Origin of the sequence: Leptolyngbya sp. 'hensonii', assembly GCF_001939115.1 — a bacterium.
In the GTDB taxonomy this organism is placed as follows: Bacteria; Cyanobacteriota; Cyanobacteriia.
In genome coordinates, this window is record NZ_MQTZ01000036.1 from 1 (window position 1) to 24,381 (window position 24,381).

Annotated in this window: 25 protein-coding genes and 1 riboswitch; of the genes, 15 read left to right on the forward strand and 10 right to left on the reverse strand. The window is 51.8% G+C overall.

The window, feature by feature from the left end; all coding sequences use genetic code 11:
- Nucleotides 1–585 precede the first annotated feature (585 nt).
- Nucleotides 586–1,554, forward strand: a complete 969-nt coding sequence (locus tag BST81_RS11275) for an integron integrase (RefSeq protein WP_075598629.1) — start codon at nt 586–588, stop codon at nt 1,552–1,554.
- 388 nt (nt 1,555–1,942) lie between these two features.
- Here the strand turns inward: BST81_RS11275 and BST81_RS11285 are convergent, their stop codons facing one another.
- From BST81_RS11285 to BST81_RS11295, 3 genes are read right to left on the reverse strand one after another with little or no spacing between them, the layout of a single operon-like run.
- On the reverse strand, nt 1,943–2,797 hold the full coding sequence (locus BST81_RS11285; protein ID WP_075598631.1) for a metal ABC transporter permease: 855 nt from the start codon (nt 2,795–2,797) through the stop codon (nt 1,943–1,945).
- 2 nt (nt 2,798–2,799) lie between these two features.
- The gene (locus BST81_RS11290) at nt 2,800–3,588 is read right to left on the reverse strand and encodes a metal ABC transporter ATP-binding protein (protein ID WP_075598632.1); all 789 of its coding nucleotides are present in this window, start codon (nt 3,586–3,588) and stop codon (nt 2,800–2,802) included.
- Nucleotides 3,589–3,601: 13 nt separating this feature from the next.
- Entirely contained in the window at nt 3,602–4,585 is a 984-nt protein-coding gene (locus BST81_RS11295; protein WP_083636803.1) for a metal ABC transporter substrate-binding protein, read from the reverse strand.
- Between the two features lie 94 nt (nt 4,586–4,679).
- On the opposite strand from BST81_RS11295, the gene BST81_RS27490 reads away from it, so the two are divergent.
- The 6 genes from BST81_RS27490 to BST81_RS11325 all read left to right on the forward strand — a co-directional run bounded on the left by BST81_RS27490 (nt 4,680) and on the right by BST81_RS11325 (nt 8,458).
- Nucleotides 4,680–4,850, forward strand: a complete 171-nt coding sequence (locus tag BST81_RS27490) for a hypothetical protein (RefSeq protein ID WP_253188237.1) — start codon at nt 4,680–4,682, stop codon at nt 4,848–4,850.
- Entirely contained in the window at nt 4,850–4,927 is a 78-nt protein-coding gene (locus BST81_RS28805) for a hypothetical protein (protein WP_075598659.1), read from the forward strand. The genes BST81_RS27490 and BST81_RS28805 overlap by 1 nt, the downstream gene beginning before the upstream one ends.
- Before the next feature lie 433 nt (nt 4,928–5,360).
- Nucleotides 5,361–6,668, forward strand: a complete 1,308-nt coding sequence (locus BST81_RS11310) for an ATP-binding protein (RefSeq protein WP_075598634.1) — start codon at nt 5,361–5,363, stop codon at nt 6,666–6,668.
- Nucleotides 6,668–7,123 carry a hypothetical protein gene (locus BST81_RS11315; RefSeq protein ID WP_075598635.1) on the forward strand — a complete coding sequence of 152 codons (456 nt, stop codon included), beginning with the start codon at nt 6,668–6,670 and terminating at the stop codon, nt 7,121–7,123. The genes BST81_RS11310 and BST81_RS11315 overlap by 1 nt, the downstream gene beginning before the upstream one ends.
- 83 nt (nt 7,124–7,206) lie before the next feature.
- Nucleotides 7,207–7,353: riboswitch (cobalamin riboswitch) on the forward strand.
- Nucleotides 7,354–7,524: 171 nt separating this feature from the next.
- On the forward strand, nt 7,525–7,995 hold the full coding sequence (locus BST81_RS11320; protein ID WP_075598636.1) for a hypothetical protein: 471 nt from the start codon (nt 7,525–7,527) through the stop codon (nt 7,993–7,995).
- 37 nt (nt 7,996–8,032) lie between these two features.
- Complete coding sequence (locus BST81_RS11325; RefSeq protein WP_075598637.1) at nt 8,033–8,458, forward strand: DUF1636 domain-containing protein; 426 nt, start codon at nt 8,033–8,035, stop codon at nt 8,456–8,458.
- A gap of 1 nt (nt 8,459) precedes the next feature.
- On the opposite strand, the gene rsmH is transcribed toward BST81_RS11325, so the two are convergent.
- Nucleotides 8,460–9,350, reverse strand: coding sequence for a 16S rRNA (cytosine(1402)-N(4))-methyltransferase RsmH (rsmH, locus tag BST81_RS11330; protein ID WP_075598638.1), 891 nt, complete (start codon nt 9,348–9,350; stop codon nt 8,460–8,462).
- A gap of 165 nt (nt 9,351–9,515) precedes the next feature.
- On the opposite strand from rsmH, the gene BST81_RS11335 reads away from it, so the two are divergent.
- The gene (locus BST81_RS11335; RefSeq protein WP_075598639.1) at nt 9,516–10,700 is read left to right on the forward strand and encodes an NAD(P)H-quinone oxidoreductase subunit H; all 1,185 of its coding nucleotides are present in this window, start codon (nt 9,516–9,518) and stop codon (nt 10,698–10,700) included.
- A 527-nt stretch (nt 10,701–11,227) separates the two neighbouring features.
- Nucleotides 11,228–11,458 carry a hypothetical protein gene (locus tag BST81_RS11340; protein ID WP_075598640.1) on the forward strand — a complete coding sequence of 77 codons (231 nt, stop codon included), beginning with the start codon at nt 11,228–11,230 and terminating at the stop codon, nt 11,456–11,458.
- Between the two features lie 296 nt (nt 11,459–11,754).
- On the opposite strand, the gene BST81_RS11345 is transcribed toward BST81_RS11340, so the two are convergent.
- Complete coding sequence (locus BST81_RS11345) at nt 11,755–12,504, reverse strand: methyltransferase domain-containing protein (RefSeq protein WP_253188238.1); 750 nt, start codon at nt 12,502–12,504, stop codon at nt 11,755–11,757.
- Nucleotides 12,505–12,711: 207 nt separating this feature from the next.
- Between BST81_RS11345 and BST81_RS11350 the strand changes: the two genes are divergently transcribed.
- Both BST81_RS11350 and BST81_RS28050 read left to right on the forward strand, forming a co-directional pair.
- Nucleotides 12,712–13,044: a hypothetical protein gene (locus tag BST81_RS11350; protein ID WP_075598641.1), complete on the forward strand. Its 333-nt coding sequence runs from the start codon at nt 12,712–12,714 to the stop codon at nt 13,042–13,044.
- 100 nt (nt 13,045–13,144) lie between these two features.
- On the forward strand, nt 13,145–13,309 hold the full coding sequence (locus tag BST81_RS28050) for a hypothetical protein (RefSeq protein ID WP_171974735.1): 165 nt from the start codon (nt 13,145–13,147) through the stop codon (nt 13,307–13,309).
- Between the two features lie 13 nt (nt 13,310–13,322).
- On the opposite strand, the gene BST81_RS11355 is transcribed toward BST81_RS28050, so the two are convergent.
- The 5 genes from BST81_RS11355 to BST81_RS11375 all read right to left on the reverse strand — a co-directional run bounded on the left by BST81_RS11355 (nt 13,323) and on the right by BST81_RS11375 (nt 19,318).
- Complete coding sequence (locus tag BST81_RS11355; RefSeq protein WP_075598642.1) at nt 13,323–14,279, reverse strand: ribonuclease Z; 957 nt, start codon at nt 14,277–14,279, stop codon at nt 13,323–13,325.
- 46 nt (nt 14,280–14,325) lie between these two features.
- A complete protein-coding gene (locus BST81_RS11360; protein ID WP_075598643.1) occupies nt 14,326–15,018 on the reverse strand; it encodes a TIGR04283 family arsenosugar biosynthesis glycosyltransferase in 693 nt (230 codons plus the stop codon).
- A 13-nt stretch (nt 15,019–15,031) separates the two neighbouring features.
- Nucleotides 15,032–15,835, reverse strand: a complete 804-nt coding sequence (locus BST81_RS11365) for a GDSL-type esterase/lipase family protein (protein WP_253188239.1) — start codon at nt 15,833–15,835, stop codon at nt 15,032–15,034.
- Nucleotides 15,836–16,176: 341 nt separating this feature from the next.
- Nucleotides 16,177–18,495 carry a CHASE2 domain-containing protein gene (locus tag BST81_RS11370; RefSeq protein WP_075598644.1) on the reverse strand — a complete coding sequence of 773 codons (2,319 nt, stop codon included), beginning with the start codon at nt 18,493–18,495 and terminating at the stop codon, nt 16,177–16,179.
- Entirely contained in the window at nt 18,476–19,318 is an 843-nt protein-coding gene (locus BST81_RS11375) for a FecR domain-containing protein (RefSeq protein ID WP_083636809.1), read from the reverse strand. Before BST81_RS11375 ends, BST81_RS11370 begins: the two co-directional genes overlap by 20 nt.
- A 259-nt stretch (nt 19,319–19,577) precedes the next feature.
- Here BST81_RS11375 and BST81_RS11380 point away from each other — a divergent pair, with 259 nt between their 5' ends.
- From BST81_RS11380 to BST81_RS11395, 4 genes are all read left to right on the forward strand, one after another.
- Entirely contained in the window at nt 19,578–20,915 is a 1,338-nt protein-coding gene (locus tag BST81_RS11380) for an ATP-binding protein (RefSeq protein WP_075598646.1), read from the forward strand.
- A gap of 114 nt (nt 20,916–21,029) precedes the next feature.
- On the forward strand, nt 21,030–21,641 hold the full coding sequence (locus BST81_RS11385) for a chemotaxis protein CheB (RefSeq protein WP_075598647.1): 612 nt from the start codon (nt 21,030–21,032) through the stop codon (nt 21,639–21,641).
- A 267-nt stretch (nt 21,642–21,908) separates the two neighbouring features.
- The gene (locus BST81_RS11390) at nt 21,909–23,738 is read left to right on the forward strand and encodes a CheR family methyltransferase (RefSeq protein WP_171974738.1); all 1,830 of its coding nucleotides are present in this window, start codon (nt 21,909–21,911) and stop codon (nt 23,736–23,738) included.
- Nucleotides 23,739–23,775: 37 nt separating this feature from the next.
- Entirely contained in the window at nt 23,776–24,378 is a 603-nt protein-coding gene (locus tag BST81_RS11395) for a DJ-1/PfpI family protein (RefSeq protein ID WP_075598649.1), read from the forward strand.
- Nucleotides 24,379–24,381: the final 3 nt, after the last annotated feature.

Here is a 24,381-nt window from a genome sequence, read left to right on the forward strand (position 1 = left end):
GTTTCCTCGTTTCGCACGGGGTGGAGATGTGGTTGCCTTAGGACTCCTCTTTCCTCCGGGCGCGAGGTGTTCTCGACCGATATTTAGACGCTATCCACCCCCCTATGCCCCAACATGCTCGTATCAGCCATTTCGAGCACCTTAATTAACGAAGCCTCATCAAGGATTCATTTGCATTATCCGTAGCAACCTTGCCCTAGCCCTCGCACCTGGTTTTGGCTTCAGGTTTGTTGGACACTTAACCTCGTCTGCTGATACTGCCCTCTCATTACTGATTGAACATTCCGAGGCGGACATCTGCCTGAACACTGACAGGGAGAACGTTTTGGGCGTTCTCCAACTCCCCCGAACGACTTCGAGTCGCGCGTCTAACTATTAGTAGACGGAATTTTTCCGCCTAAGATCCCAAATTGGGCAGATAGGCCGAATCATTCGGCATAACACCTTATTTTTACTACTTATGGAGATTATTTCAGCATAATACGCCATTTAAGCTGATTTGCGAGAATCGTTCCGCATATTTTCAGATTCCTTACGGAGGCGAGCAGATGGACTATTGAATACACAGTACATCTACTTATCTCTATGCAGTCACCTCCTAAGAAATTGCTGGATCAGGTGCGGGATGCCATTCGGCTGAAGCACTACGCCAACCGCACAGAAGCAACCTATGTGCAGTGGATTCGCCGTTACATCCTGTTTCACAATAAGCGCCATCCCAGGGAGATGGGTAAAGCTGAAATTGAAGCTTTTCTCACCCATCTAGTCGTCGAGCGGCAAGTCGCCGCTTCGAGCCAGAATCAAGCTCGCAGTGCCCTGCTGTGTCTCTATCGGGAAGTGCTCAATCTAGAAATATCGGGCATTGATGCTGTTCGAGCAAAACGACCTCAGTATGTGCCCACGGTGTTGACAAAACAGGAGGCGATCGCTGTAATCCAACAGTGTGACGGTACTTATCAGTTGGTTGTGAAGCTGCTTTACGGGAGTGGTCTTCGCTTAATCGAAGGATTGCGCTTACGAGTTAAGGATGTTGACTTTGCTCAACAGCAAATTGTTGTCAGAGACGGTAAAGGCAGCAAGAGCCGTGTAACGATGCTGCCCTCCAGTGTCGCAACAGAATTACAAGATCATCTAGTGGGTGTTCAACGACAGCACCAACGAGACTTGAGTCGAGGATTCGGATCTGTGAATCTGCCCTTTGCGTTGGAGCGTAAATATCCAAATGCCAACCGGGAATGGATTGGGCAGTATATATTTTCATCTGGTTCAATGACCCAAGATCCATGCAGCGGGCTAATGTGCCGACATCATTTACATGAAAGTGGAGTACAAAAAGCGGTTAAACAAGCAGCAAAGACTGTAAGGCTCAGTAAGAGGATTGGCTGCCATGCCTTTCGTCACAGTTTTGCCACTCATTTGTTAGAAAGCGGCTACGACATCCGCACGACTCAAGAACTGCTTGGACACAAGGATGTAAAAACAACGATGATTTATACCCATGGGCTGAATCGCGGCGATCGGGGAGTCCGGAGTCCTCTGGATGGARCTGCATGACTCGTTGCGATCGCATGGGCTGCTCCTGCAATTCAATCGCAAAGCCAACCATCTGAATCCGCTCTGTGGACAAGGCTTCAAGTATAGGAAACATTCACATGTGCAAGCGGTGCATTTGAATATGCTCTATGGACAAGGCTTCAAGCATAGGGAACATTCACATCTGCAGCTCATGCATTCGAATATGGTCTAAGGACAGCGCTTCAGTCCTAGGGAACATTCGAATGGGTGGTGCATGCATTCGAATGCGATCGTGGCCCACTCCTTGTGCAACACCTGCAATGGATCGTGCCCTCGCCTGGCGCAAGACAATCTCAATACCCACAATGCCAGTTCCTTTCTCTCGATCGGGCCTCCCGGAAGAAATAAACCAAACGTTATATCCGAATCAGGGCTCAATCTGTTGCTGTTTCGATCGCACCAACAGACCATGCTTGGGAGCAAAAATCATTGCTAACACAAACAGCAGGGTTTGTAGCACCACGATGCAACCACCGGTGGAACCATCAATGTGGTAGCTGATATAGGTACCTATGACACTGGAAAAAACGCCTGAAGCCATGGCGATCAGCATCATCTGGTCGAACCGATCGCTCAGCAGATAAGCCGTTGCCCCCGGTGTGACTAACATAGCCACAACCAGAATGATGCCTACCGTTTGCAGTCCGGCGACAGCGGTGAGGGACAGCAACGACAGCAGCACATAATAGAGAAAGACAATGTTCAATCCAATGGACTTGGCGTGGGTAGAGTCGAAGCAAAACAGGATCAGGTCTTTGCGCAACACTGCTAGGGTGACGAGGGTGATGGCACTGATGATGACCGTTTGCAGAATATCTGCATTGGAAATGCCCAGAACATTGCCAAAGAGAATGTGGGTCAGGTCGATCGAACTCCTCACTTTGGAAATCAGCACCAGACCCAGAGCAAAGAAGCCTGTGAACACCAGACCAATCACCGTATCTTCTTTGACACGGGTTTTGGCTTTGATAAAGCCGATCGCAATCACGGAACCCACCCCAAACACAAAAGCACCCAGGGCAAAAGGCAAGTTCAGCAGATAGGCGATGACGACACCTGGCAGGACAGCATGGGAGACCGCATCCCCCATCAGAGCCCAGCCTTTCAGGGTCATGTAGCAGGACAGAGCCGAACAAACTACCCCCACCAACGCACTGACCAAGATTGCCTTCACCATGAATTCGTGCTGCAAGGGAGCTGCAAACCATTGAACTAAATCCATGGCTATTCCCCCTGATGCTTCTGGGTGAACTGACTTTTGGCAAAGGACAAATCGCCCAGAGAACCACCAAAAGTACGGGACAGATTCTCCTCCGTGAAGACTTTGGAGGTGTCCCCATAGGCCAGAATACTGCGATTGATCAACACCACCTGATCACAAAAAGTAGTGATTGAGGCTAGATCATGGGTGGAAATTAAAATCGTGTGCCCCATCTGGCGTAATTGCATTAGCAAATCAATCATCATTTTTTCGGTTTTGATATCCACACCGGCAAAGGGTTCATCCAGCAACAGAATATTTCCTCCCTGTGCCAGAGTCCTTGCAAAGAAGGTGCGTTTTTTTTGGCCACCCGAAAGCTCACCAATTTGCCGATCGCGCAGAGGCCACATTTCCACTCGTTCCAGGCTCTCTCGGACGGCCTGTTTATCCACTGATCGGGGAATCCGTAACAGATTCATGTAGCCATAGCGGCCCATCATCACCACTTCCTGAACGTTCACCGGAAAATTCCAGTCCACGTCTTCGGATTGGGGTACATAGGCCACCAGATTACTTTTTTGCACCCGATTCAGGGGCAACCCCTGAATCAAAATCCGCCCTGTCAGAGGTTTAACAAACCCCATCATCGCCTTGAACAGCGTGGATTTTCCAGCCCCATTCATACCCACCAGGCCACAAATGGTGCCTGCTTTCAACTGTAGCGACGCTCTGTACAGCGCCACATGGCCGTGGTAAGCAACTGTCACATTTTCGATATCAATACTGATGGGATTGATTCGGATTGCATCCATGCGTTTTGCTCCTTTATTGACCCTGTAATCCCTGGATCAGGGTGTTAACGTTGTATTCCAATAGCTTGAGATAGGTGGAGGCAGGCCCCTCTGGTGGGGAAAGAGAATCGACGTAAAAGACCCCCGCAAATTTCGCCCCGCTTTCCTTTGCGACTTGTAATTGGGCCTCGTTGCTAACCGTACTCTCACAAAAGACCGCCGGAATCCGATTGGCCTTCACCGTGTTAATCACCCGTTCCACCTGTTTGGGCGTTGCCTGCTGTTCCGCATTCACAGGCCAGAGGTAGACCTCCTTCAAGCCATAATCACGAGCAATGTAGGAGAACGCACCCTCACAACTGACGATATAGCGTTTATCAGGAGGAATCGCTGAGATCGCCTGTTTCAGTTTTTCATCGATCGCCCGGATTTGCTGACTGTAAGTTGCGGCATTGGTGTTGTAGGTTGTCGCATTTTCTGGATCGAGGGCCACCAGGGCCTTACGGATATTTTCGACATAGATCAGCGCATTCTGGGGAGACATCCAGGCATGGGGATTGGGTTTGCCCTGGTAGGCATCGTCGGCAATGGTGATGGATTGCACACCTTCGCTCAGGGTGATGTGGGGCACTTTGGGAAAGTTGTTATAAAACCGATCGGCCCAGCGCTCCAGATTCAGACCGTTGTCCAGGATCAGATTGGCTCCCTGGCCCCGTCTCAGATCACTGGGGGTGGGTTCATAGCCATGGATTTCAGCTCCTGTCTTGGTAATCGACTCCACGATCGCCCGATCACCAGCCACGTTTTGCGCCATGTCCCCCAGCACCGTAAAGGTAGTCAGGATGATTTTCTTCCCTTGCGCTTGAGAACTGCCCGGACTCTCGGACTGGGAGCCTGGAGCAGACGATCGTTCGTCTGGTACGGTACAACCGGTCAATGCCGACAGCAGGAGCAGCCCTACGATCAGCGATCGCAGCCCCTGTCTTGTACGATGTGAGCCTGAAGCCCCTGGCGGCATAACCCCGTCCTTTTCATTTTCCTTTCATAATTAACCAGATTGAAGAAGTCCAGGGGGATTGTCAATCGGGCTTAATAATAATTATGAAACAATTATGAAAGAATTGGGAGCTAGCCATAAGGGCTACGGTGCAAACCCAATCCCCTCCTGGGAGAGATGGCTCGCAGGGCCGGGGCAAGGTGACCCCCGATCGCTGATCACAGCCGGAGTTCTCAGTGTTATCGTGTCCCTCTGGAAGATGCCGGATGCGCTACGGCTGAACTGATGACGGACTTCTACCGCTATTTGAATCAGGGTAAGGACAAGGCCCAGGCACTGCGACAGGCGATGCTGGATAAGTAATCGGGTGAGATTAATTATAAGAAGGGGGGTCTGGGGGCGAAACCCCCAGGAAGGGGGCACGCCCCCTTCACCCCGACTCTCATCCTTAATTTAATTGTGCCGACCTACTTACTCGCCTGGGAGTTAATTGGAGAGACGCAGTGAGTGCATCCCACTTTTGTAGCCCTCTCCCTAAATCCCTCTCCCAGAACGGGAGAGGGACTTTGAACCTGGCTCCCCTTCTCCCAAAGAGGGAGAAGGGGCTGGGGGATGTAGACGCGCAGCGGCTTCCCCTTGGGTGGGCAACCTTGCAAAACTGGGATGCTCTCGACGCAGTAGAGAAGCTGAGAGCAACCCTATGAACTAGGGCAGATATAATGAAAGCCTTCACTATTCAAAACCAAAAGGGTTTAATCTCTGTTGTTTTGAGGCAAATTGATATGGAGTAAATCAAGTGCTTACCCAAATCGAACTCAAAAACTTTAAAAGCTATCGGTCTGGAATCTTGCACCTTGGACGATTGACAGTGCTGATTGGAGCTAATGCATCTGGGAAAAGCAATGTCATTGAAGCCCTACGCCTTTTGGCAAGAATTGCAGAGGGAGAGAGATTGAGTTTCATTGGTAGCCCTCATAAGCATGATGAGAGAACCTTTAGAGGTGGAATAGGGAACTGGGGCTATCAGGGTGCCAAATCATTCGGCATCTCCTGCGTAACAAATAAGTCAGAATGGAATCATCTCTCTATCGATCTGAGTCTGGGTGATGATGGCGAGCTGCATGTAACGCAGGAAAAGATTACAAGTCCCACTTCAACAGTTCCATTATATGAAGTCACAAGCGCCCCTCAGGGTGCGGGAAGCGATGTCTTTGTTGCCTATAACAATTTTGCAAGAGGAGGAAAGAAGCCAAGCATCGTATGTAGTAGTCATATGGCAATTTTCACCCAGCTTTTAAGTGAAATTCGATTTCGTCCCGAAAATACGGATAGCCGAAGATTTATTCCAATCATTGCTGAACGATATGTGCGTTGGCTAAGCAGTGTTGTATTTCTTGAGCCTGAGCCAGGTTCAATGCGCTCCTATGGTCATAAAACGGATAAAGTTCTTAAGGAGCATGGCGAAAACCTTTCAGGTGTGATCTACAATTTGTGCCGTGATGCAGCAGTAAAAGCATCTGTGTTGGAGTTTGTTCAAAGTCTTCCCGAACAAGACATTGAGGATATCAGTTTCATCGAAACTCCTCGCGATGAAGTGATGTTGCAGCTCACTGAAACATTTGGCGGCACTTCGACCAAGTATGATGCGGCTATGCTCTCAGATGGGACCTTAAGAGTACTGTCCATCGCTGCTGCAATGCTTTCTGCCCCAACGGAAAGCCTGGTTGTGATCGAAGAAATTGATAATGGTGTACATCCGAGCAGGGCAGCGGATCTATTAGAACGCATTTCCAGGATTGCCAAAAAACGCAATCTACGTGTTTTGATCAGTAGCCACAACCCTGCCCTGGTGGATGCTTTACCAGACGATGCTGTTCCTGAGACTATATTCTGTTACAGAAATCCACAGGATGGATCCAGCCAATTAGTTCGATTACAGGATATTCCTGACTATCCTGAACTGATTGCTCAAGGTTCTTTAGGTCATCTCATGACTCGTGGGCTGTTAGAACGCTTTGTGAAGCAGCATCCTGGATCGCAGCAAAAAAGACAAAAAGCGATGGAGTGGTTAGCGTCTCTCAGTGCAGTTGGAGAGTCTGAGTAATGCCCCCAGTCGCAATTGTTGATACTTCTATCTTCTGCAATGTGTTGGATATTCCTCACATGAACGGAGAAAGAGAAAACGTAATAGGGCAATTAAAAGAGTTTTTAGAAAATGGAACCACTCTTCTTTTGCCTATGGCTGCGGTCTACGAGACTGGCAATCATATTGCCCAGTTGAGTGACGGGAGTAATCGACGCCGTTTTGCTCAAAAATTCGTTGAAGAGGTGAATAAAGCAATTACGGGAAAAGCACCCTGGCAAGTCATGCAAGTTCCGTCTATGGAAGAAATAGGAGAGTGGCTGAGCGAATTCCCGGATTCCGCGATGCGTGGTGCAGGGATAGGGGATCTTTCCATCATCAAAGAATGGGAAAAATTTACAAGGAAGGTACCCGATCGCCGCGTTTTTATCTGGTCTTTAGATCGTGATCTTCAAGGCTATAATCACGGCCCTTGAAGTACTACCTTGCATGAGAATAGTAGTTATGCCTTGAGAGGGAAAGGAATTTTGTTCTACGCTGCCTTCCAAAGGGTGTTATCCTGACCACATAATCTATTGGTTTTGATGGGGAACAGCCATCAAACGCAAGGGGGAAAGTCCGGTGTGAGTCCGGCGCTGTCCCGCAACTGTAATTGAGAGCCATGCTCTCACGAGTCAGAATGCCCGCCGATAGTATTACCCAACATCCATTCATATCGGTTTGATATTGGTGTTGGCATCCACTCCATTTCTGCGAGGTACAGATTGTGGTCCAGATTTTGTTTCAGGTTTACGGCATTTCATTATCACCCGAACCTGGGTCCTCAGGTCATAGCCACAAGCCAATTGTGACCTTGAAGAGTTGACAGGGGAAAGCAATGAAATTTGACAATGACTTCTGGCAGAAACGCCAGGAAGATTGGTGCGATCGCACCATTAATCAGCACTTTATGGTGATTGGATATGTGGCCTGGGCAGGATTCATTTGCGCTGGTCAGGGATTGGTCGTAGGCGAGATGAGGCTGGTGCCGGGCGCGCCTCTGGGATGGGAGATCCCGCTGCTGGGATATCAGTTGCGATTTATCCGGGAGTCAGAAGCATTATCCTATCTGCGATCGCTGCCATTAGACGAAACCACAGTTTCCGACATACTTAGCACCATCGCCAGTTACGATCCCATCCATGAAATTGTGATTATTTTGCAACTTCAGGATCAGATCCGGATTAATCTGCTGCAAAATCCAGAAATTCCACTCGTCTTGTGTCATAGCGAAGTGTTGCAACGCTGGTCTGAATTTGCTCCCGGAATTGGTGTGATCGACCAGAATGACAGTTGCATCAATCCATAAACGTTGCTATCCCTTGGATCCTAATTTCAACCCAACTATGACTCAACATACGCTATTCGTTTGTGTACTTTGTCGGCTTCCTGAGACGGCTTCATCTGCCTCCTTTCCTGCAAATCGGCCATCAGTAGAATTAAGCGGCGGGGAATGCCTGTTTAACCAGTTACAGGCAGGATTAGCTACCTGCGACTGGCGTGATCAGATTCAGTTGCAGCCAGTCCGTTGTATGGGAGCCTGCAGCCGGTCCTGTGTGGTGGCCTTTGCGGCTCCGCAGAAGCTCACCTTTATCTTGAGCGAACTGACTCCAAACCAATCTGTCCCGGAACTGCTGCAATTTACGGGTCAGTATGTGGATTGTGCCGAGGGTAAAGTTCCTTACAAAGAAAGACCGGAGGCTGTCAGGAAAGGGATCTATGCTGTGTTGCCGCCCCTGCCCTGGGATAGTCCCATTGGGGGGATGCCGTAATCTAAGCCTCTGGTAATCGCTGGGCAACCCTTAACTTGGCCGATCGGGCGCGGGGGTTCTCATTCATTTCTTCCTCTTGCGGAATAATCGGCTTTTTGGTCAATACCTGGAGCAGGGGAGACTCCCGAAATCCGTGCTTCACCAGCCGATCCTCCAGGCTATGAAAGCTGATGATGGCAATGCGGCCCTCTGGCTTGAGCCAGGTGGGAGCCTGCTGCAAAAACGTCTCCAGGGCATCCAGTTCCCGGTTGACCACAATCCGCAGGGCCTGAAACACACGGGTTGCCGGGTGAATCCTGCCGTAACGGTAGGCGCGGGGCACACAACGGGCGATCGCCTCGGCCAGGTCCGTGGTTGTCTGGAAGGGGCGCTGCTCAGTAATGGTGCGGGCAATCCGACGGGAGAGCCGTTCCTCTCCATACTTGAAAAAAATATCTGCCAGCCTGGTCTCTTCCCAATGGTTGATTAACTCGGCTGCCGTCAGGGTCTGTCGCCGATCCATCCGCATATCCAGAGGTGCTTCGTGGCGAAAGCTGAAGCCCCGTTCTGGGATATCCAACTGGGCCGAACTAACCCCTAGGTCTGCGATGATCCCGTCAAAACGCAGGGAGCCGGGATCATAGTTGGCGAAGTTGCGGCGATCGTAGTGGACCCGATCGCCAAATTCTGCCAGGTTGGCCTGGGCTGCAGCCAGAGCCTGCTCATCCTGGTCGATCGCCCGCACCGTCACGTCAGAGGCTGCAGTCAGGAGCAGGCGGCTGTGGCCCCCACCTCCCACAGTTGCATCCAGAAAACAGCTCCCAGGGGCGATCACCATAGCCTGCAGGAGTTCCCGACCGAGCACGGACTTGTGCATAAAAGTCGGTTTATCGATGTCATTCAGGTTTGACATTATGCTGGCCGTTCTATTCCGGCGGATGTCCGTATAATGGGGAGTGGATCACGGATTGTTAACGACACGATCGCCCTCCGCCCCGGTCTCCTCTCTAAGAGATTAGGTCATCCTGAGGGCTATATCTATCACCTACCGAACCTTCGTATAGGGAACCGCCAATTTATGCCGAGGATTGAAACCCGAACTGAACCCATGGTGATTAACATGGGTCCGCATCACCCCTCTACCCATGGTGTACTCCGGTTAATTGTCACCCTGGATGGAGAGGATGTTGTTGATTGTGAGCCAGTCCTGGGCTATCTTCACCGGGGCATGGAGAAGATTGCTGAAAGTCGTACCAACATCATGTACGTCCCCTATGTCAGCCGATGGGATTATGCCGCTGGGATGTTCAATGAGGCGGTCACGGTCAATGCTCCGGAAAGACTGGCTGGCATTTCAGTTCCGAAACGGGCCAGCTACATTCGGGTGATCATGCTCGAGCTGAACCGGATTGCCAACCATCTGCTCTGGTTGGGACCCTTTCTGGCAGATATTGGGGCCCAGACTCCCTTCTTCTACATTTTCCGAGAACGGGAGATGATTTATGACCTGTGGGAAGCGGCCACCGGCTATCGGATGGTCAACAACAACTATTTCCGCATTGGGGGCGTAGCTGCAGATCTCCCCTATGGCTGGGTCGATAAGTGTCAGGACTTCTGCACCTACTTCCTGCCGAAAGTCGATGAATATGAGCGGTTGATCACAAATAACCCCATCTTCCGCCGCCGGGTCGAAAAGATTGGCTATATCAGCCGGGAAGAAGCCATCAACTGGGGGCTGTCTGGTCCCATGCTGCGGGCTTCGGGGGTAAAGTGGGATCTGCGTAAGGTCGATCACTATGAGTGCTACGACGAGCTGGACTGGGATGTGCAGTGGCATACCGACGGGGACTGTTACGCCCGTTATGTGGTTCGGATTGGGGAAATGCGGGAGTCTGTGAAGATTATCGAACAGGCTCTGAAAGCTCTGCCGGGTGGTCCTTACGAAAACCTGGAGGCCGAACGTATGGTCGCCGGTCCCAAGTCTAAGTGGAATGATTTCGACTACCAGTTCATTGGGAAGAAGATTGCCCCCACCTTCAAAATTCCTAAAGGGGAGCATTACGTCCGCATTGAAAGTGGCAAGGGTGAACTGGGGATTTATTTGATTGGGGATGACAACGTTTTCCCCTGGCGCTGGAAAATTAGAGCTGCCGATTTTAATAACCTGCAGATCTTACCTCAACTGGTCCGGGGTATGAAGGTGGCCGATATCATGGTTATCCTGGGTAGCATTGATGTGATCATGGGCTCCGTCGATCGTTAGCCTTTCAGAAGCAAAACCCTTGCGGGTGTTGGGTTTCATTCTTCAACCCAACCTACCCTATCGGTAATTTAATTGTGCCCACCTACTCAGTGCAATGTTTGCGAATCAGCAGGGCAGCCCAGTGAGGCCCTGCTGATTTTTTGTCACTTTCCAGAAGCCAGGAACTCCAGTTGTCCATGAAGTCAGCTCACTCGCAAACCCACTAGCAGTAGTGCTTTAGCATTCTTGACAAAAACTGGCCAAAAAAGTTCGATTATCCGGAGCAGTTTTTTCAAATGCCGGATATACTCAAAGCGCAGACATCTTAAGAGATTCTGAAAAGAGCTGGGGTTTTGTATCTCTAGATACAGACTTAAAGCCGCACTCCTGCATATAGTATACGAGCTGCCAGATAGACACTATATGTAGTGTGTTCGCCCTCGTTGCCGGTCTGCTCAATTCTGGCTTTTCCGGTAACTGGAATTTTTTAATTACCCCCCTATCTGTAGCGTTTTGTCATCAATTCTTTCGTGATGAGGTTGATTGTTATGAAGTATCAAGATCAATTGAATCCCTGGGTGGTTCATAAGTTTATGCCCAATCTGCAAAGAACGACCGTGGCCCGGTTTCGCCATCGTAATGAGGCTGAAGGGCATATGAAAGTGATCCGTCAGATGCAACCCTATGCCCGGTTTGCGATCGCTTTTGATGTTCGTTCTGACGACGCTGAACGTCCTGCTGTCGATGAAGCCGTTAAGGCTGTTTCTGCGATCGGCTAGACCATCAGCGTTGCAAGTTCAGGTCCTATCGTTCGCCTGACGATTGGTGTTCCAAGTAACGCCTGCCTGCTCTGCGTCAGTTGTTGATGTGTTGTTTTATCCTGCGGTGAGGGTTGGGTTTGCTGAACGGTTACGATGGATTACAACAAATATTTCTTCCGTTTTCAGACCTCTTCAGAAACCGGGTTTTCACTCCTGTGATAGAAGAAAGCCCTGTTTTCAGGTTGACTTGCGAGGATCGTGATTTGTAGCAGGTTTCTGAAGAGGCTCAGCGGAAGAGCCTGAGCCTATTGATTTCAGCCATGATCTGACGGAATTAAGTTTTCAAAAATCAAAATATGTTGCTGGGGTAAGGACTCGATCGTGTCTCGCCACGTTAATCCGATCGCATTCAGTTCCTTCATTACCTGTTTCTTCGTCATCTTGTGCAGCTTTTTGATCGGAATAAGTGGGTTCTCGCCTCGATACTCCACTAAAACAACTCTGCCCCCTGGCTTCAGAGCTTTCGCCAGGGCCAGCATCATTTCCCTGGGGTACTCAAATTCATGGTAAGTATCCACCAGGAGAGCCAGATTAACACTACTATCTGGCAGACCTGGATCGGTTTTGCGGCCCAGGATGGCTTGCACATTGATAGCCTGGTGTTCCTGCTTGAGAACGTTGAGTATCTCCACCATTTCCGGTTGAATATCCACGGCCAGGACTTTCCCCTGAGGCAGTAGCGGAGCCAGACGAAAACTGAAGTAGCCAGTCCCGGCCCCAATATCGGCAACAACATCCGTGGGCTTCAGGGTCAGGGCCTCCAGGAGCAGTTGGGGACGTTCCTCCAAATCTCGACTCGATCGCTCCAGCCAGCCTGCACCCTGGTGCCCCATCACCTGAGCAATCTCGCGCCCCAGATAGAATTTCCCGATGCCATCCGGGTGATGAATCAGCCGTTCCTGATAGGGTGTCTCTGAACTGTCAGGGACCAGGCCCGATTGGTGCAGCAGATTCCCCCCGATCGCGGCTGGTCCCTGGCTAGTGAGCAGGAGGGCGAACAGCACGATCCTGCCTACCCATGGCCTGAAGGCCCAGAACAGAGCTCGGATGGACAGGCGGTTTGCCCAAGGCTGACGAAGCGATTGGAGCCCACCTGAACGCAAGGGGTATATCTTTTGAAACATCACGGTTGAACCATTACGGTCGCTATGACACCTGTCTCTGATGGTAGGCTATGCTCAGGTCTTTTGTGACTCAATAGGAGCATAATCATGGTGTCTGATCCGCAGCATCCAGAACCGGACCCTCAACCGCCCCAGGCTGGTGATCCCCCTGGCTCGACGAGCCAGAATAATGGCCTGGAAACCTACAATACTATTGCTGAAACTGTCGGCATGGTGCCCTCTTTACGCCTGAAGGATAACCTGATCCAGGCGATCGTGATTGGGGTCGTGACCTGTCTGGCAGTGATCATTGGTGGAGCCATGAAAGGGGCCGTGGGGGCGATCGTGGCTGCTATTTTGGGGCTGATCGCTTCTTTGCTGATCAGTGGAATGATTTTAATGATCCTTGGGTGGGTGCGAGCTATCCAGAAGATCAAATAACTGGCAGCATAATTGGCAATGTCTTCAATGGGGATGCTCCTGGGTGAACTTCCTGGCCAGAACCAGAGTCTTATTCCTGTAATGACTCGGATCTCTCGCCATGAAATACCTCTATCCCAAAGTTTCTTTGCTGGTAGCCGTGCTGCTCCTGGCAGCAATGGGTGGATATGGGTTACCCCAATCCTCGGTACCTGAAAATCCATCCATGAGCCCACTCAAGCTCCAGGTTCAGAAGTTCCTGGTGCTGTCCAATTTCAGCCTATAGTGGTTCCAGACTTCTACCTGGAAGAGGCCAGTGTTGTGACCTGACGCCGAGGGACATCGTAGGTCATAAAATCATGGGCCATGGCTGTCTGAGGAAAAATAGCCCGTGCTTCCGCCAGCAAATCCTTCAACTCAATATCATTGCCGGGCGCATAGCGGGGACTGAAGTGGGTCATCAGCAATTGCCTCACCTGGGCTGCCTGGGCCACCTGGGCTGCCATGGTGGAGGTGGAATGGAGCCGCTGATAAGCCAGTTCAGCGTCCTGGTGGGCAAAGGTGGCTTCGTGAATCAGCACATCCGCATTCCGGGCCAGCTCCACGGCTCCTTCACAGTAAATTGTGTCCGTACAGTAGACAACCTTGCGCCCCGTTTCTGGCGGGGCACAAAAATCGGCCCCATTAAACTGGCGTCCATCCGGCAGGGTAATGACCTCGCCTCGCTTTAACTTGCCATACAGCGGGCCAGAAGGGATGCCCACTGCTGTTGCCCTCTCCACATCAAAGCGTCCGGGCCGATCTTTCTCCGTGATGCGATAGCCAAAGGCTGGGACACGATGCTTCAAGGCCCCACAACTGACGACGAATTCTTCATCCTCAAACAAAACCCCAGGTTTGACGGTATGGACCTTCACCGGGTAGGAAAAGTGGGTCTGGGAATAGCGCACGGAAGCGCGCAGATATTCATCCAGGCCAGGAGGACCATAGATATCAATGCGTTGTGGACTGCCAGCCAGCCCACAACTAGCCAGCAACCCCATCAACCCAAAAGTATGGTCTCCATGCATGTGGGTGACAAAGATGCGAGTCAGTTGACTGATCTTGAGCTCGCTTCGGAGAAACTGGTGCTGTGTCCCCTCACCACAATCGAATAGCCAGACCTCTGCCCGTTGGGGCAGGCGCAGGGCGATCGCGGAGACATTCCGCGCCCTTGTCGGTACCCCCGAACTGGTTCCCAGAAACGTAATCTGCAAGACTCAATCCCCAAAGCTTATATCCCTGCTTCTACCTTATATCAATTTAATTTGTCCTCCCATGCCGATACCAGGTGGCCAGTCGGGTCGGGGACACCCCCAAGACATAACCAACAATCATGAGCTGATTAATCAGGGTGGTTTTGACCAGGCCCAGCTTTTCCCAGCGCCGACCAGAGGTGGTGACGGACAGAGGCACGATCGCAATCCGCCCCAGCCGACCTAATTGGCGCACCAGCTCAAAATCTTCCATAATCGGCAGGTCTGGAAATCCGCCCAGTTTCTGAAAAGTCTCTGTCTTGAGAAACAGGGCCTGATCCCCATAGGGCATCTGCAGGAGGTGCGATCGCCAGTTCACCAGATGTTCAATCTTCCGGAGGCCCGGTGTTGGGCAGTCAATTTTGAGCTGGAAGGCTCCAGCAATGACTCCGGACTTTGCCAGAGTCTGCCGCACCTGCTGGTCAAACCCGATAGGCAGACGGGTATCGCCATGAAGAAAGAGGAGGATGCCACCGGTGGCGATCGCCGCTCCCTGGTTCATTTGTCTGGCCCGACCAGCCGAGGTTTGGAGCAGCCGCACCCCTGAGCCTTGCACCTGTTGCAGGGTGCCATCACTGCTGCCCCCATCCACCACAATCACTTCAAGCTCAACCCCAGCCTGAGCTGCGGCTAGAACGCCAGCGATCGTGCTGGCTTCGTTTAAGACTGGAATCACGATAGAGATCCGGGGTAAAGCCATGATCCTGCCCAGGTTAGCCCCCGATGATGGGGGGATCATTCTGGAAGCGATGTTTTTCTAGCTCGGTTTGCGTAAACATCAAGACTGCCGATCTCCAGACCCAATATCCCTGCAGACTCAGATGCAGCCCATCAGTAGTTAATTCTGGGCGCAGGTTTCCTTCACCATCGGTAAATAGGGGATGCAGTTCCAGATAGTAGATCCCCTCCCGATTGGCCAGGGCGATCAACTCCCGATTCAACTTGCGAATTCGACTGTTGGGAATATTCTTCAGGCGACTGCGCCCTTCCCAGGTAGCCCGCTGACCGGCATGGGGCAATATTGACTGGATCACAATTTGGGTTTGGGGATGAACTGATTTCAAATAGCCAATAATTTGTTGTTCATTTCTGAGCAACGCCTCATCTTCCATACCTCGCAGCAGGTCATTAATCCCGATCATCAGAAAAATGGTTTCTGGGTTTGCCCGATCCAGGAATCTCAGCCGCTCCAATAACCCGGCAGATGTTTCTCCAGAAATGCCCTGGTTGAGCCAGGTGCGTCCATCCGGCAGCAAGTTCGGGGGAAACCACAGACTGAGGGAATCCCCCAGCAGGATGCTCAACCGTCTGGGTTTGGTCACGGCAGCAACCCCAGCTTCCCGCTGTAACAACGCGACCCATTGTTCGTAGGTCAGATGATGCCGTATCCCCGCATCGGGGGATGGGGATGGGCTTGTGACCTGAGGAGTAGAGGCACTGGCCTGAAAATCAGACCAGAATCCCTGTTGCCTGGCCAGAAACAGCGCAAAGGCACCGAGGAGGAGCCCGTTTGTCACTAACGATACATAAACCCAGACCGGGAGGAACTTAGAGCGCTCAAGCACAAGTGCAGATAGAGTGAAATTTGAGTTTGATTTTAGTGGCAACTGCCCATTCAATCATCAAATTCAAGGAAATTTACAGGGCGTTGCTGAACGAAGGAATGAATCAGGAGCGTGAGCAAGATGCTCATACTACTTGAGCAAGATGCTCATACTACTTGAGCAAGATGCTCATACTACTTGAGCAAGATGCTCATACTACTGGAGTTGTGCATTGATAGGGAGTGGGAGCGTCTCCCTCACGTTCAGATCGGGCAAATCATACCGTGATTCAGCAACGCCATTTACAGCAGAGGCTATGGAACAAGGTAGGGTAATTCGACGGTGAAGCGGGTGAGCCCTGCCCCACTCTCTACCCGAACAGAGCCTTCCAGATGATCTGCCAGTTTCTTGACCAGCGCCAATCCCAACCCTGTGCCTCCCTGTTGCCACCGATCGCTACTGGGAATTCGATAGAACTTCTCGAAGATTCTTGACCATTCTGACTTAGGAATTTCAATCCCACTATTGGTCACACTGAAATGGATTGCCCGCTGTTCCCGTGGGTCCATGACCCCAACTGTGACTGTAATCTGCCCTCCCGGTGGTGTATATTTACAGGCATTATTCAGTAACTCTGTCAGCAGGCGTCTTAAGCTGATTTGATCAGACAGAATTACAGGCACCTCGATCGGAATCTGAAGATCCAGCTTTTGCTGACGGGCTTCCACCCGACTGTAGAAGGGCTCAACCAGCTCTGCCAGCCATCCCTCTAAATTCAACCGTTCCAGCCGGGGTGTTGTAGCTCCAGATTCCAGCCGCTGTAAGTTGAGCAGATCGTCAATCAGTTCAGTTTCGCGGTTACATTCATCTTCCAACAGTTGCAGATAATACACCTGCTGCTCTGCAGAAGGGTTCAACCTGAGCATCTGGATCACCATAGAAATATTGGATAAAGGAGCCCTCAGCTCATGGGACACCGTACTGAGAAAATCGTCCTTCAGTAAGCTGAGCTGGTTCAATTCCTGTACCTGACGATTGAGGTTCGTCTCGATCTGTTTTCTGGCAGTGATATTTTCGATCAGCAGGAGGAATCCATCCGATCTCGGATAGGCCGTCCCGTTTTTCCAGGTGGCAGGATAGGTCAGAAACTCCAGCTTTAACTCGAACCATTGCCCATCTCGATTGATTTCTCTGGAAGGAACAGGCTGATTGGCTTTCAAGGTCTGGAGCGCCATCTGCCATTCTGCCTGACTGCATTCCAGGATCTCCAGGTGGGTGTGCAGGTTATCGCCCATCTGAATTTGCGTCCATGCGGTTGCCAGCGGATTACAAAACCAGACCTGTCCCTCGGCATCGAAAGCCAGAACCCCAATCGAAAGGTTACGAGCAATCGCCGCCTGGGTGGATTGTGATCGGCCAAACTGTTCCGCCAATGCCGCCAGTTGGGTCACCTGCACTCTGGATGCAGCAGATTGGGTTGCGGGTGGCAGGGAGGGAGGTGCAGGGAACCCCACCTGCATGACCAGATCCGGATGGTAGGTCTGCCAGAGGTGATCGATCGTCTGCCGCAGCAGGACATTTTCTCGCAACCGTTCGCTCAGGATGACCGCCATCCCGGTGAGGAGGCACAGAAGAATCGGGTAGGCGACCGGAGCCAGATAACTGAACTGCAGGAGCACCAGTGTCAGACAGCCCCAACTGAGGCAAAGTCCACCGACCAGCCCCAACTGGTGGTGTGTACGGCGATTACTGATCAGAACGCTCAGTCCAGGCCCAAGCAACAGCAATACCCCCCAATGCAACGGGGGATCAGACAAGGGGTGCAACACATTCTGCTGCAGCAGGCTGTTGATGACGGCAGCATGGAGATAGATACTACTGGCCGGGGGGGTGCGATCGAAGGGGGTTAGCAAGGGGTCAAAACCTGTCGCAGTCATCCCCACCAGCACAATCTTGTCTTGAAAAGCTCGGGGATCCACCCGGGCTTCTACCACATCCACAAAAGAATACTGCTGCAACTGGGTTCCTGGCCCAGGCCAGTTAACCCAGAGGGAGCGGTTCAGGGGAGGAAGCTGTACGGGAGCCTGCACCAGGCTGTAAGCCTGCACGACTGCGATCCCGAAAGCGGGTTGTCCCTGGATCTGGGGGGAAATTCGCCGCACCAAACCATCACTATCGGCCCGACTGAGAATATGGCCCGTGGCGATCGCGGCCTCCCGCAATTTCATAACCGGTTTCAGGGGAACTCCCGTTGCATCCCAGGCCTGGGCTAGGACCACTGAATTTTGTGGACTCATGGCCCGGGCCAGTTGGGCATCATCCTGACTCGGTTCGGACCAGAGCAAATCAATCGCAACAACACTGGGCTCAGCCTTAGCAAGGGTTTGCAGTAAGCGGGTATACTGCTGCCGCGACCAGGGGAAACGGCCCAACTGTTTCAGGCTAGAATCGTCGATCGCCACCAGCACCAGACGATCGTCCCAGGCCATGCCCCCTCGAAGTTGGAAGAGGAGGCGGTAGGCGATTTGTTCCAGGGGTTGGAGTACCGACAATCGGAGCAGAATTGCGATCGTCAGAGTCGCCACTCCCCCCGGCAGAATCCGCCATCCCCACTCAGCTTGCTTCGAGTTCATGCACCTGCCTCTTACCCAGGGGCGTAACGACGGTAACCTGCAGGCGGAGACGGTTGGGCACAGGAAACAGGAGGCTGAACGCCCCATTCCGATCGACCGCCTGAGGCACCTGGTTAACCAGGACCCCATTCACCGGGTCCACCTGCCCAATCAGCCGCAACTTGCGAATGCCTCCGTCAACGACTTGCAGCCAGCGATACTGCAACTGGGTACTGTCTCGCAGGGGAACAGGTTGTGTCGGGGGAAATCCGGGCATCAGGAGGTTTTGAAATCCCCCCGGCACCAAAACACTTTCTCCCTGAGCCGAGGTTTCAATATTCCCGGTGAGGGTAGCTATCCCCGTTTTGCCGTTGGGCGTCACGACGATCCCAAACTCGGTGCCCCGCACCCCACTCACCCCTGCAGGGGTTTGAATCTCCAGGCGAGTTCCCCGGTGGGTAAAACTGCGCAGGCGGAGGCGAACCTGCCCCTGTTCAATCTTTAACTGGGTAATCCGACCATTATCAGCCGCATATTTCAAGGCCAGAACCCGCAGTAGGGTTTTTTCAGCCACGTTAATCAGGCCAATGCCAGTGTCTACCTCTAGGACAGCGCTGGATTGAGGGCCTGTAGAAATGCCCTCTCCCACGGCCTGCAACCGATCGCCCAAGCGGGCAGGACGCCCAACCGCCCCTTTCAAGTAATTGACTTGACCAGAGACTTTTCGGAGCACAATCCAGCGGTTGACCCGCACAGAAACAGGTTTTGTCCCAGCTAAAAGCATGCTTGAAGCAAGCAGGGCCATTGCTACCCCTGTAACTACCAGCAGTGGTCTGCCCCTCATAGATAAAATTTCTTCTGGGAACTGTAACACCAGTTATAGCAAAATCCGCTCCATCAGCCTATTCCCATGCCCTGGCCGATTCTCCTCTATCATCCTCCGATCGAACCCAATTTTTCCCCACCCAGGGGGATGGGAAATGACCACAGTCTCTATCTGAAGAGGGATTTTTAGGAGAAGACATCGGAGGGGTGTATGGACAGCACCACAATACGGGAATACATGGAGGCGTAGACTCCAGTGCAACTGATGGCGGCAATTTATGAGCACTGTAGACCATAATGAATTCCTGATTCAGCAAATTGCATGGGTTGAGCAGCGTGTCAGGCAATTGCAGGCTGATGCCCAACACCAACCTGCCCAGCAGCCACAATTGCTGCTGGAATGCCTGGAAGAACTCTGGAGTATGCTGGAGGAACTGCGCATCGCTGAGGAAGAACTCCAACGGCAAAATGAAGACCTGCTGCTGACCCAGCAGATGGCAGAATTTGAACGCCGCCGGTATCAGGACCTGTTTGAATTCGCCCCTGATGGGTATTTAGTCACTGACCTTTACGGCAAAATTCGAGAGGCTAATCAGGCGATCGTCCGGCTATTCTGCGCTGATTTGCCCTATTTGTTAGATAAGCCGTTGGTGATCTTTGTACCCGAGTCGAGCCGTCGAGATTTCCGCACCCTGCTAAATCAACTCCCAACCATCCATCGTCTTCAGGAATGGGAGTTACCCCTCTGCAACCAGGAAGGCACCCTTTTTCAGGCAGCAATCACGGTCGAAACGGTCCGCAATGAGTTTAGCAAAGCGACGGCTCTGCGCTGGCTGATCCGGGATGTGACAGTTCGGAAACAGACCGAGGCCAAGCTGCATCAGATACAATTCCAGAATCTCCAATTGGTAGAAGCCGATCGCCTGAAAGATCAGTTTGTGACTACCATCAGTCATGAACTTCGAACCCCCATTCACGTCATCATGGGATTTTCCGAATTACTCCTCGATGATCTGCAACAACAAGGAAATGCCCAACTCATCGCCATGGTGGAGAAAATCCTCCGCAGCAGCACACACCTGACGACGCTGATTGAAGAGATTCTGGACTTTTCCAAACTTCAGGCCTATGGGCTGAAGTTGCAGTTAGAGCGCTTTGAACTGGCTGATCTGGTTGCAGAAATCACGGAGGATATGCGTCCTCTGGCCATGCAAAAAACACTCAAATTTCAGACTCAGATGGACCCACCCTTGCTCTGGGTTTACCACGATCGCACCCGACTGCGCCAGATTCTCATGAATTTACTCTCTAACGCAATTAAATTTACTGATGTGGGCCAGGTGGATCTCACAATCCAGGCATTACCCCACGATCGGGTTTTATTCCAGGTCAGGGATACGGGTATTGGGATTGCCCCCATCCATCAGGCGCATATTTTTGAAGACTTCTGGCAGGCGGATCAATCCAACACCCGCCGCCATAACGGTACGGGGCTGGGCCTCTCGATTACCCGATCTCTGGTGACGCTCATGGCCGGTCAAATCCGTGTTGCCAGCACGATCGGGGCAGGAACGACCTTTCAGGTGGAACTTCCCCAACATATTCCTGCCATCTGAATACAAAGCATGGGCGAACTGGTAGTAAAGTCCGCCGAAATGTAGATTTTACGCTTCTGAGGATCTGATATATCTGCAGCACAGTAAGGCTACAGGTAGGCCGAGAAGTGGGGTATGTCCAGGTACAGTATAATTTCAATTGGGGCGTCTGCTGGCGGGGTAGAAGCATTGATTCAACTAGTCCAGCGCTTACCCTCTGACCTGGCTGCCTCCCTATTGGTGGTGTTGCATTTTCCACCAGATCGGGCCAGTGCACTCCCTCAGGTTTTGAGTCGGAACAGTGGCTTACCAGCTTCCCATCCCCAGGATGGGGAAGCCATTCAACCTAGCCATATCTATATCGCCCCCCCTGATCATCACCTGATCGTTGCTCCTGGCTGTCTCCACTTGAATCAGGATCCACCTGAAACAGGGCATCGACCGGCGATCGACCCCCTGTTTCGATCGGTAGCACGGGTGTACGGGCAGCAGGCCATCGGGGTAATTTTGTCGGGAACGCGGGAGGATGGGGCGGCGGGGTTAGCCCTGATCAAGTCCTGTGGGGGTGTTGCAATCGTTCAGCATCCGGCGGAAGCCCGCTTCATTGGGATGCCCCACCATGCGCTTCAGGCCACTCCTGTGGATTATGTGGGCAAGATTGTAGAGATAGCCACTGTTCTGACTAGCCTGGTTCAAGATCCGATCGGGGAGCAACCTGATCGGGGCGTAGAAGACAGCGCCGGGTGAACCCCAATTTCCAAACCATAAAAACTATTGAGCAAAGAGCCTAGGTTGACGGGGAGGGATGGTACGGTTAGGGGATGTCTCTTAGGAAACCTGTACCGTGGTTTGCTCTAACCAAGCTAGGAATGAGAATTAAATTAAAGGGCCAAACTCCGAAGTCCCCTCACCCAAATTTGGGAGAGGGTTGGGGGTGAGGGCTGAAGAAATCCAGGTTATTTAATCCACGATCCTTAGTAGGTGGTGAGCGGAGTATTGCGCGTGACCCATTCCATGGATAATCCAGCTTTTGAATCCCTGTTGGACTATGTGAAACGGAGTCGAGGATTTGACTTCACTGGTTACAAACGATCCAGCCTGATCCGGCGCATGAATAAACGCATGCAAACCGTTGGCATTGAAGGTTACAGCAACTATCTGGACTATCTGGAAGTACACCCGGAAGAATTCAACGCTCTGTTTAACACCCTGTTGATTAATGTCACTTGTTTTTTTCGCGATCGTCCAGCCTGGGATTACATCATCAGTGAGGTCATCCCCCGCATTGTTGCCCACAAAGAGAGGAGCGAGCCCATTCGGATCTGGAGTGCTGGTTGTGCATCAGGTGAAGAAGCTTATACCCTGGCAATTGCGATCTCAGAAGTGATTGGGATTGAGCAGTTCCGAGAACGGGTGAAAATTTATGCCACAGATATCGATGAGGAAGCCCTGAATCAGGCCCGTCAAGCCATGTATCAGGACAAAGATCTGATTGGATTGTTGCCCACTCAACTGGAGCAATTTTTTGAGCCCATCGAGAACTACCATATCTTCCGGAAAGACCTTCGTCGATCGGTGATCTTTGGTCGCCATGATCTGATTCAGGATGCTCCGATTTCGAAAATTGATCTGCTGGTTTGTCGCAATACCCTCATGTACTTCAATGCTGAGACTCAGAGCCGGATTCTGACCCGGTTTCACTTTGCTTTGCGGGATGGGGGCTTTTTGTTTCTGGGTAAAGCAGAAATGCTGTTAACCCATGCCAGTATCTTCACCCCAATGCATCTGAAATGCCGGGTATTCACCCGAGTTCCTAAACTGCATCTTCGCGATCGACTGTTCATTATGGCCCAAAGTGGGAATGAGGACGCAGCCAATCATCTCTCTAACCATATTCGTCTCCGGGAGGCTGCCTTCGACAGTGGCCCCTTTGCCCACATTGTGATGGATACCAATGGGCTCCTGACCCTGATCAATGAGCGGGCCCGCAATCTCTTTAATCTGACGCTCAGAGAGGTGGGTCGGCCCTTGCAAGACCTGCCAATTTCCTATCGCCCGGTCGAGTTACGCTCCCGCATTGAACAGGCTTGTGCTGAGCGACGCACCATTCATGTGCGGGATATTGTCTGGCAAACTGCCCATGGAGAAACGTCCCATCTGGATATGCAAATTTATCCTCTGCTCGATCTGGGCAACAATATCTTAGGGGTCAGCATCAATTTCACGGATGTCACTCGCTACAAGCGCCTGCAGGAGGAATTGGAGCACTCCAAGCAGGAACTGGAAATGGCCTATGAAGAACTGGAGACCACCAATGAAGAACTGCAGTCCAGCAATGAAGAACTGGAGACCACCAATGAAGAACTGCAGTCGAGTAATCAAGAACTGGAGACCACCAATGAAGAACTGCAGTCCAGCAATGAAGAATTGCAGACCGTGAATGAAGAATTGCAGCGGCGGAGTGAGGAACTGAATCAGGCGAATGCATTTCTGCAATCGATTCTCACCAGCTTGAAGGGGGGGGTCGTTGTGCTCGATCGAGATCTGTATGTTCAGGTCTGGAATCACAAAGCTGAAGAACTCTGGGGCCTGTGGAAAGAAGAGGCGTTGGGGAAAAATTTCCTCAATCTGGATATTGGCCTGCCTGTTGATCAACTGCAGCAGCCCATCCGGATGTGTCTGTCAGGGCTATCGAGTAGCGCTTCAGAGGGTGTGCTGACAGGAATCAACCGTCGGGGTCGGGTGATTCAATGCCGTGTCACCTGCACACCATTGATGGGTAGTCATGAGCAGGCCCGAGGCGTGATTCTGCTCATGGAACAACAGAGCAACGTAGAATCGTAAGTATTTAATAGACCTCAATTAGGATGGAGGGAGCGTCATGGCTGCCAAAAATATTCTGATATTAGTTGGAGACTTTGTGGAAGACTACGAGGTGATGGTGCCCTTTCAAGCGTTGCAAATGGTTGGGCACACGGTCCATGCCGTTTGCCCTGAAAAGCGAGCAGGCCAGAAAGTTCGGACTGCGATCCACGACTTCGAAGGAGATCAAACCTATAGTGAGAAACCAGGGCATACCTTCACCCTGAATGCGACTTTTGCTGAAGTTAACGTCGAAGCATACGATGCACTGGTGATTCCTGGTGGACGAGCCCCCGAATATATCCGGCTCAATCCTCAGGTGGTGAGTATGGTCCAGCACTTTGCCGCAGATGGCAAACCGATCGCAGCCATCTGCCACGGTGCTCAGTTACTGGCCGCAGCCGGGGTTCTGCAGGGGAAGCGCTGTGCGGCCTATCCCGCCTGTGGCCCTGAGGTGACTGCTGCAGGTGGCGAGTATGTCGATATTCCCATGGATGCGGCGATCGTGGACGAGAACCTGGTCACAGCCCCGGCCTGGCCAGCCCATCCCCGCTGGCTGGCTGAGTTCCTGCAGGTGTTAGGAACCCGGATTGAACACCTCGATCCGGCGATCTCCCTGTGATCC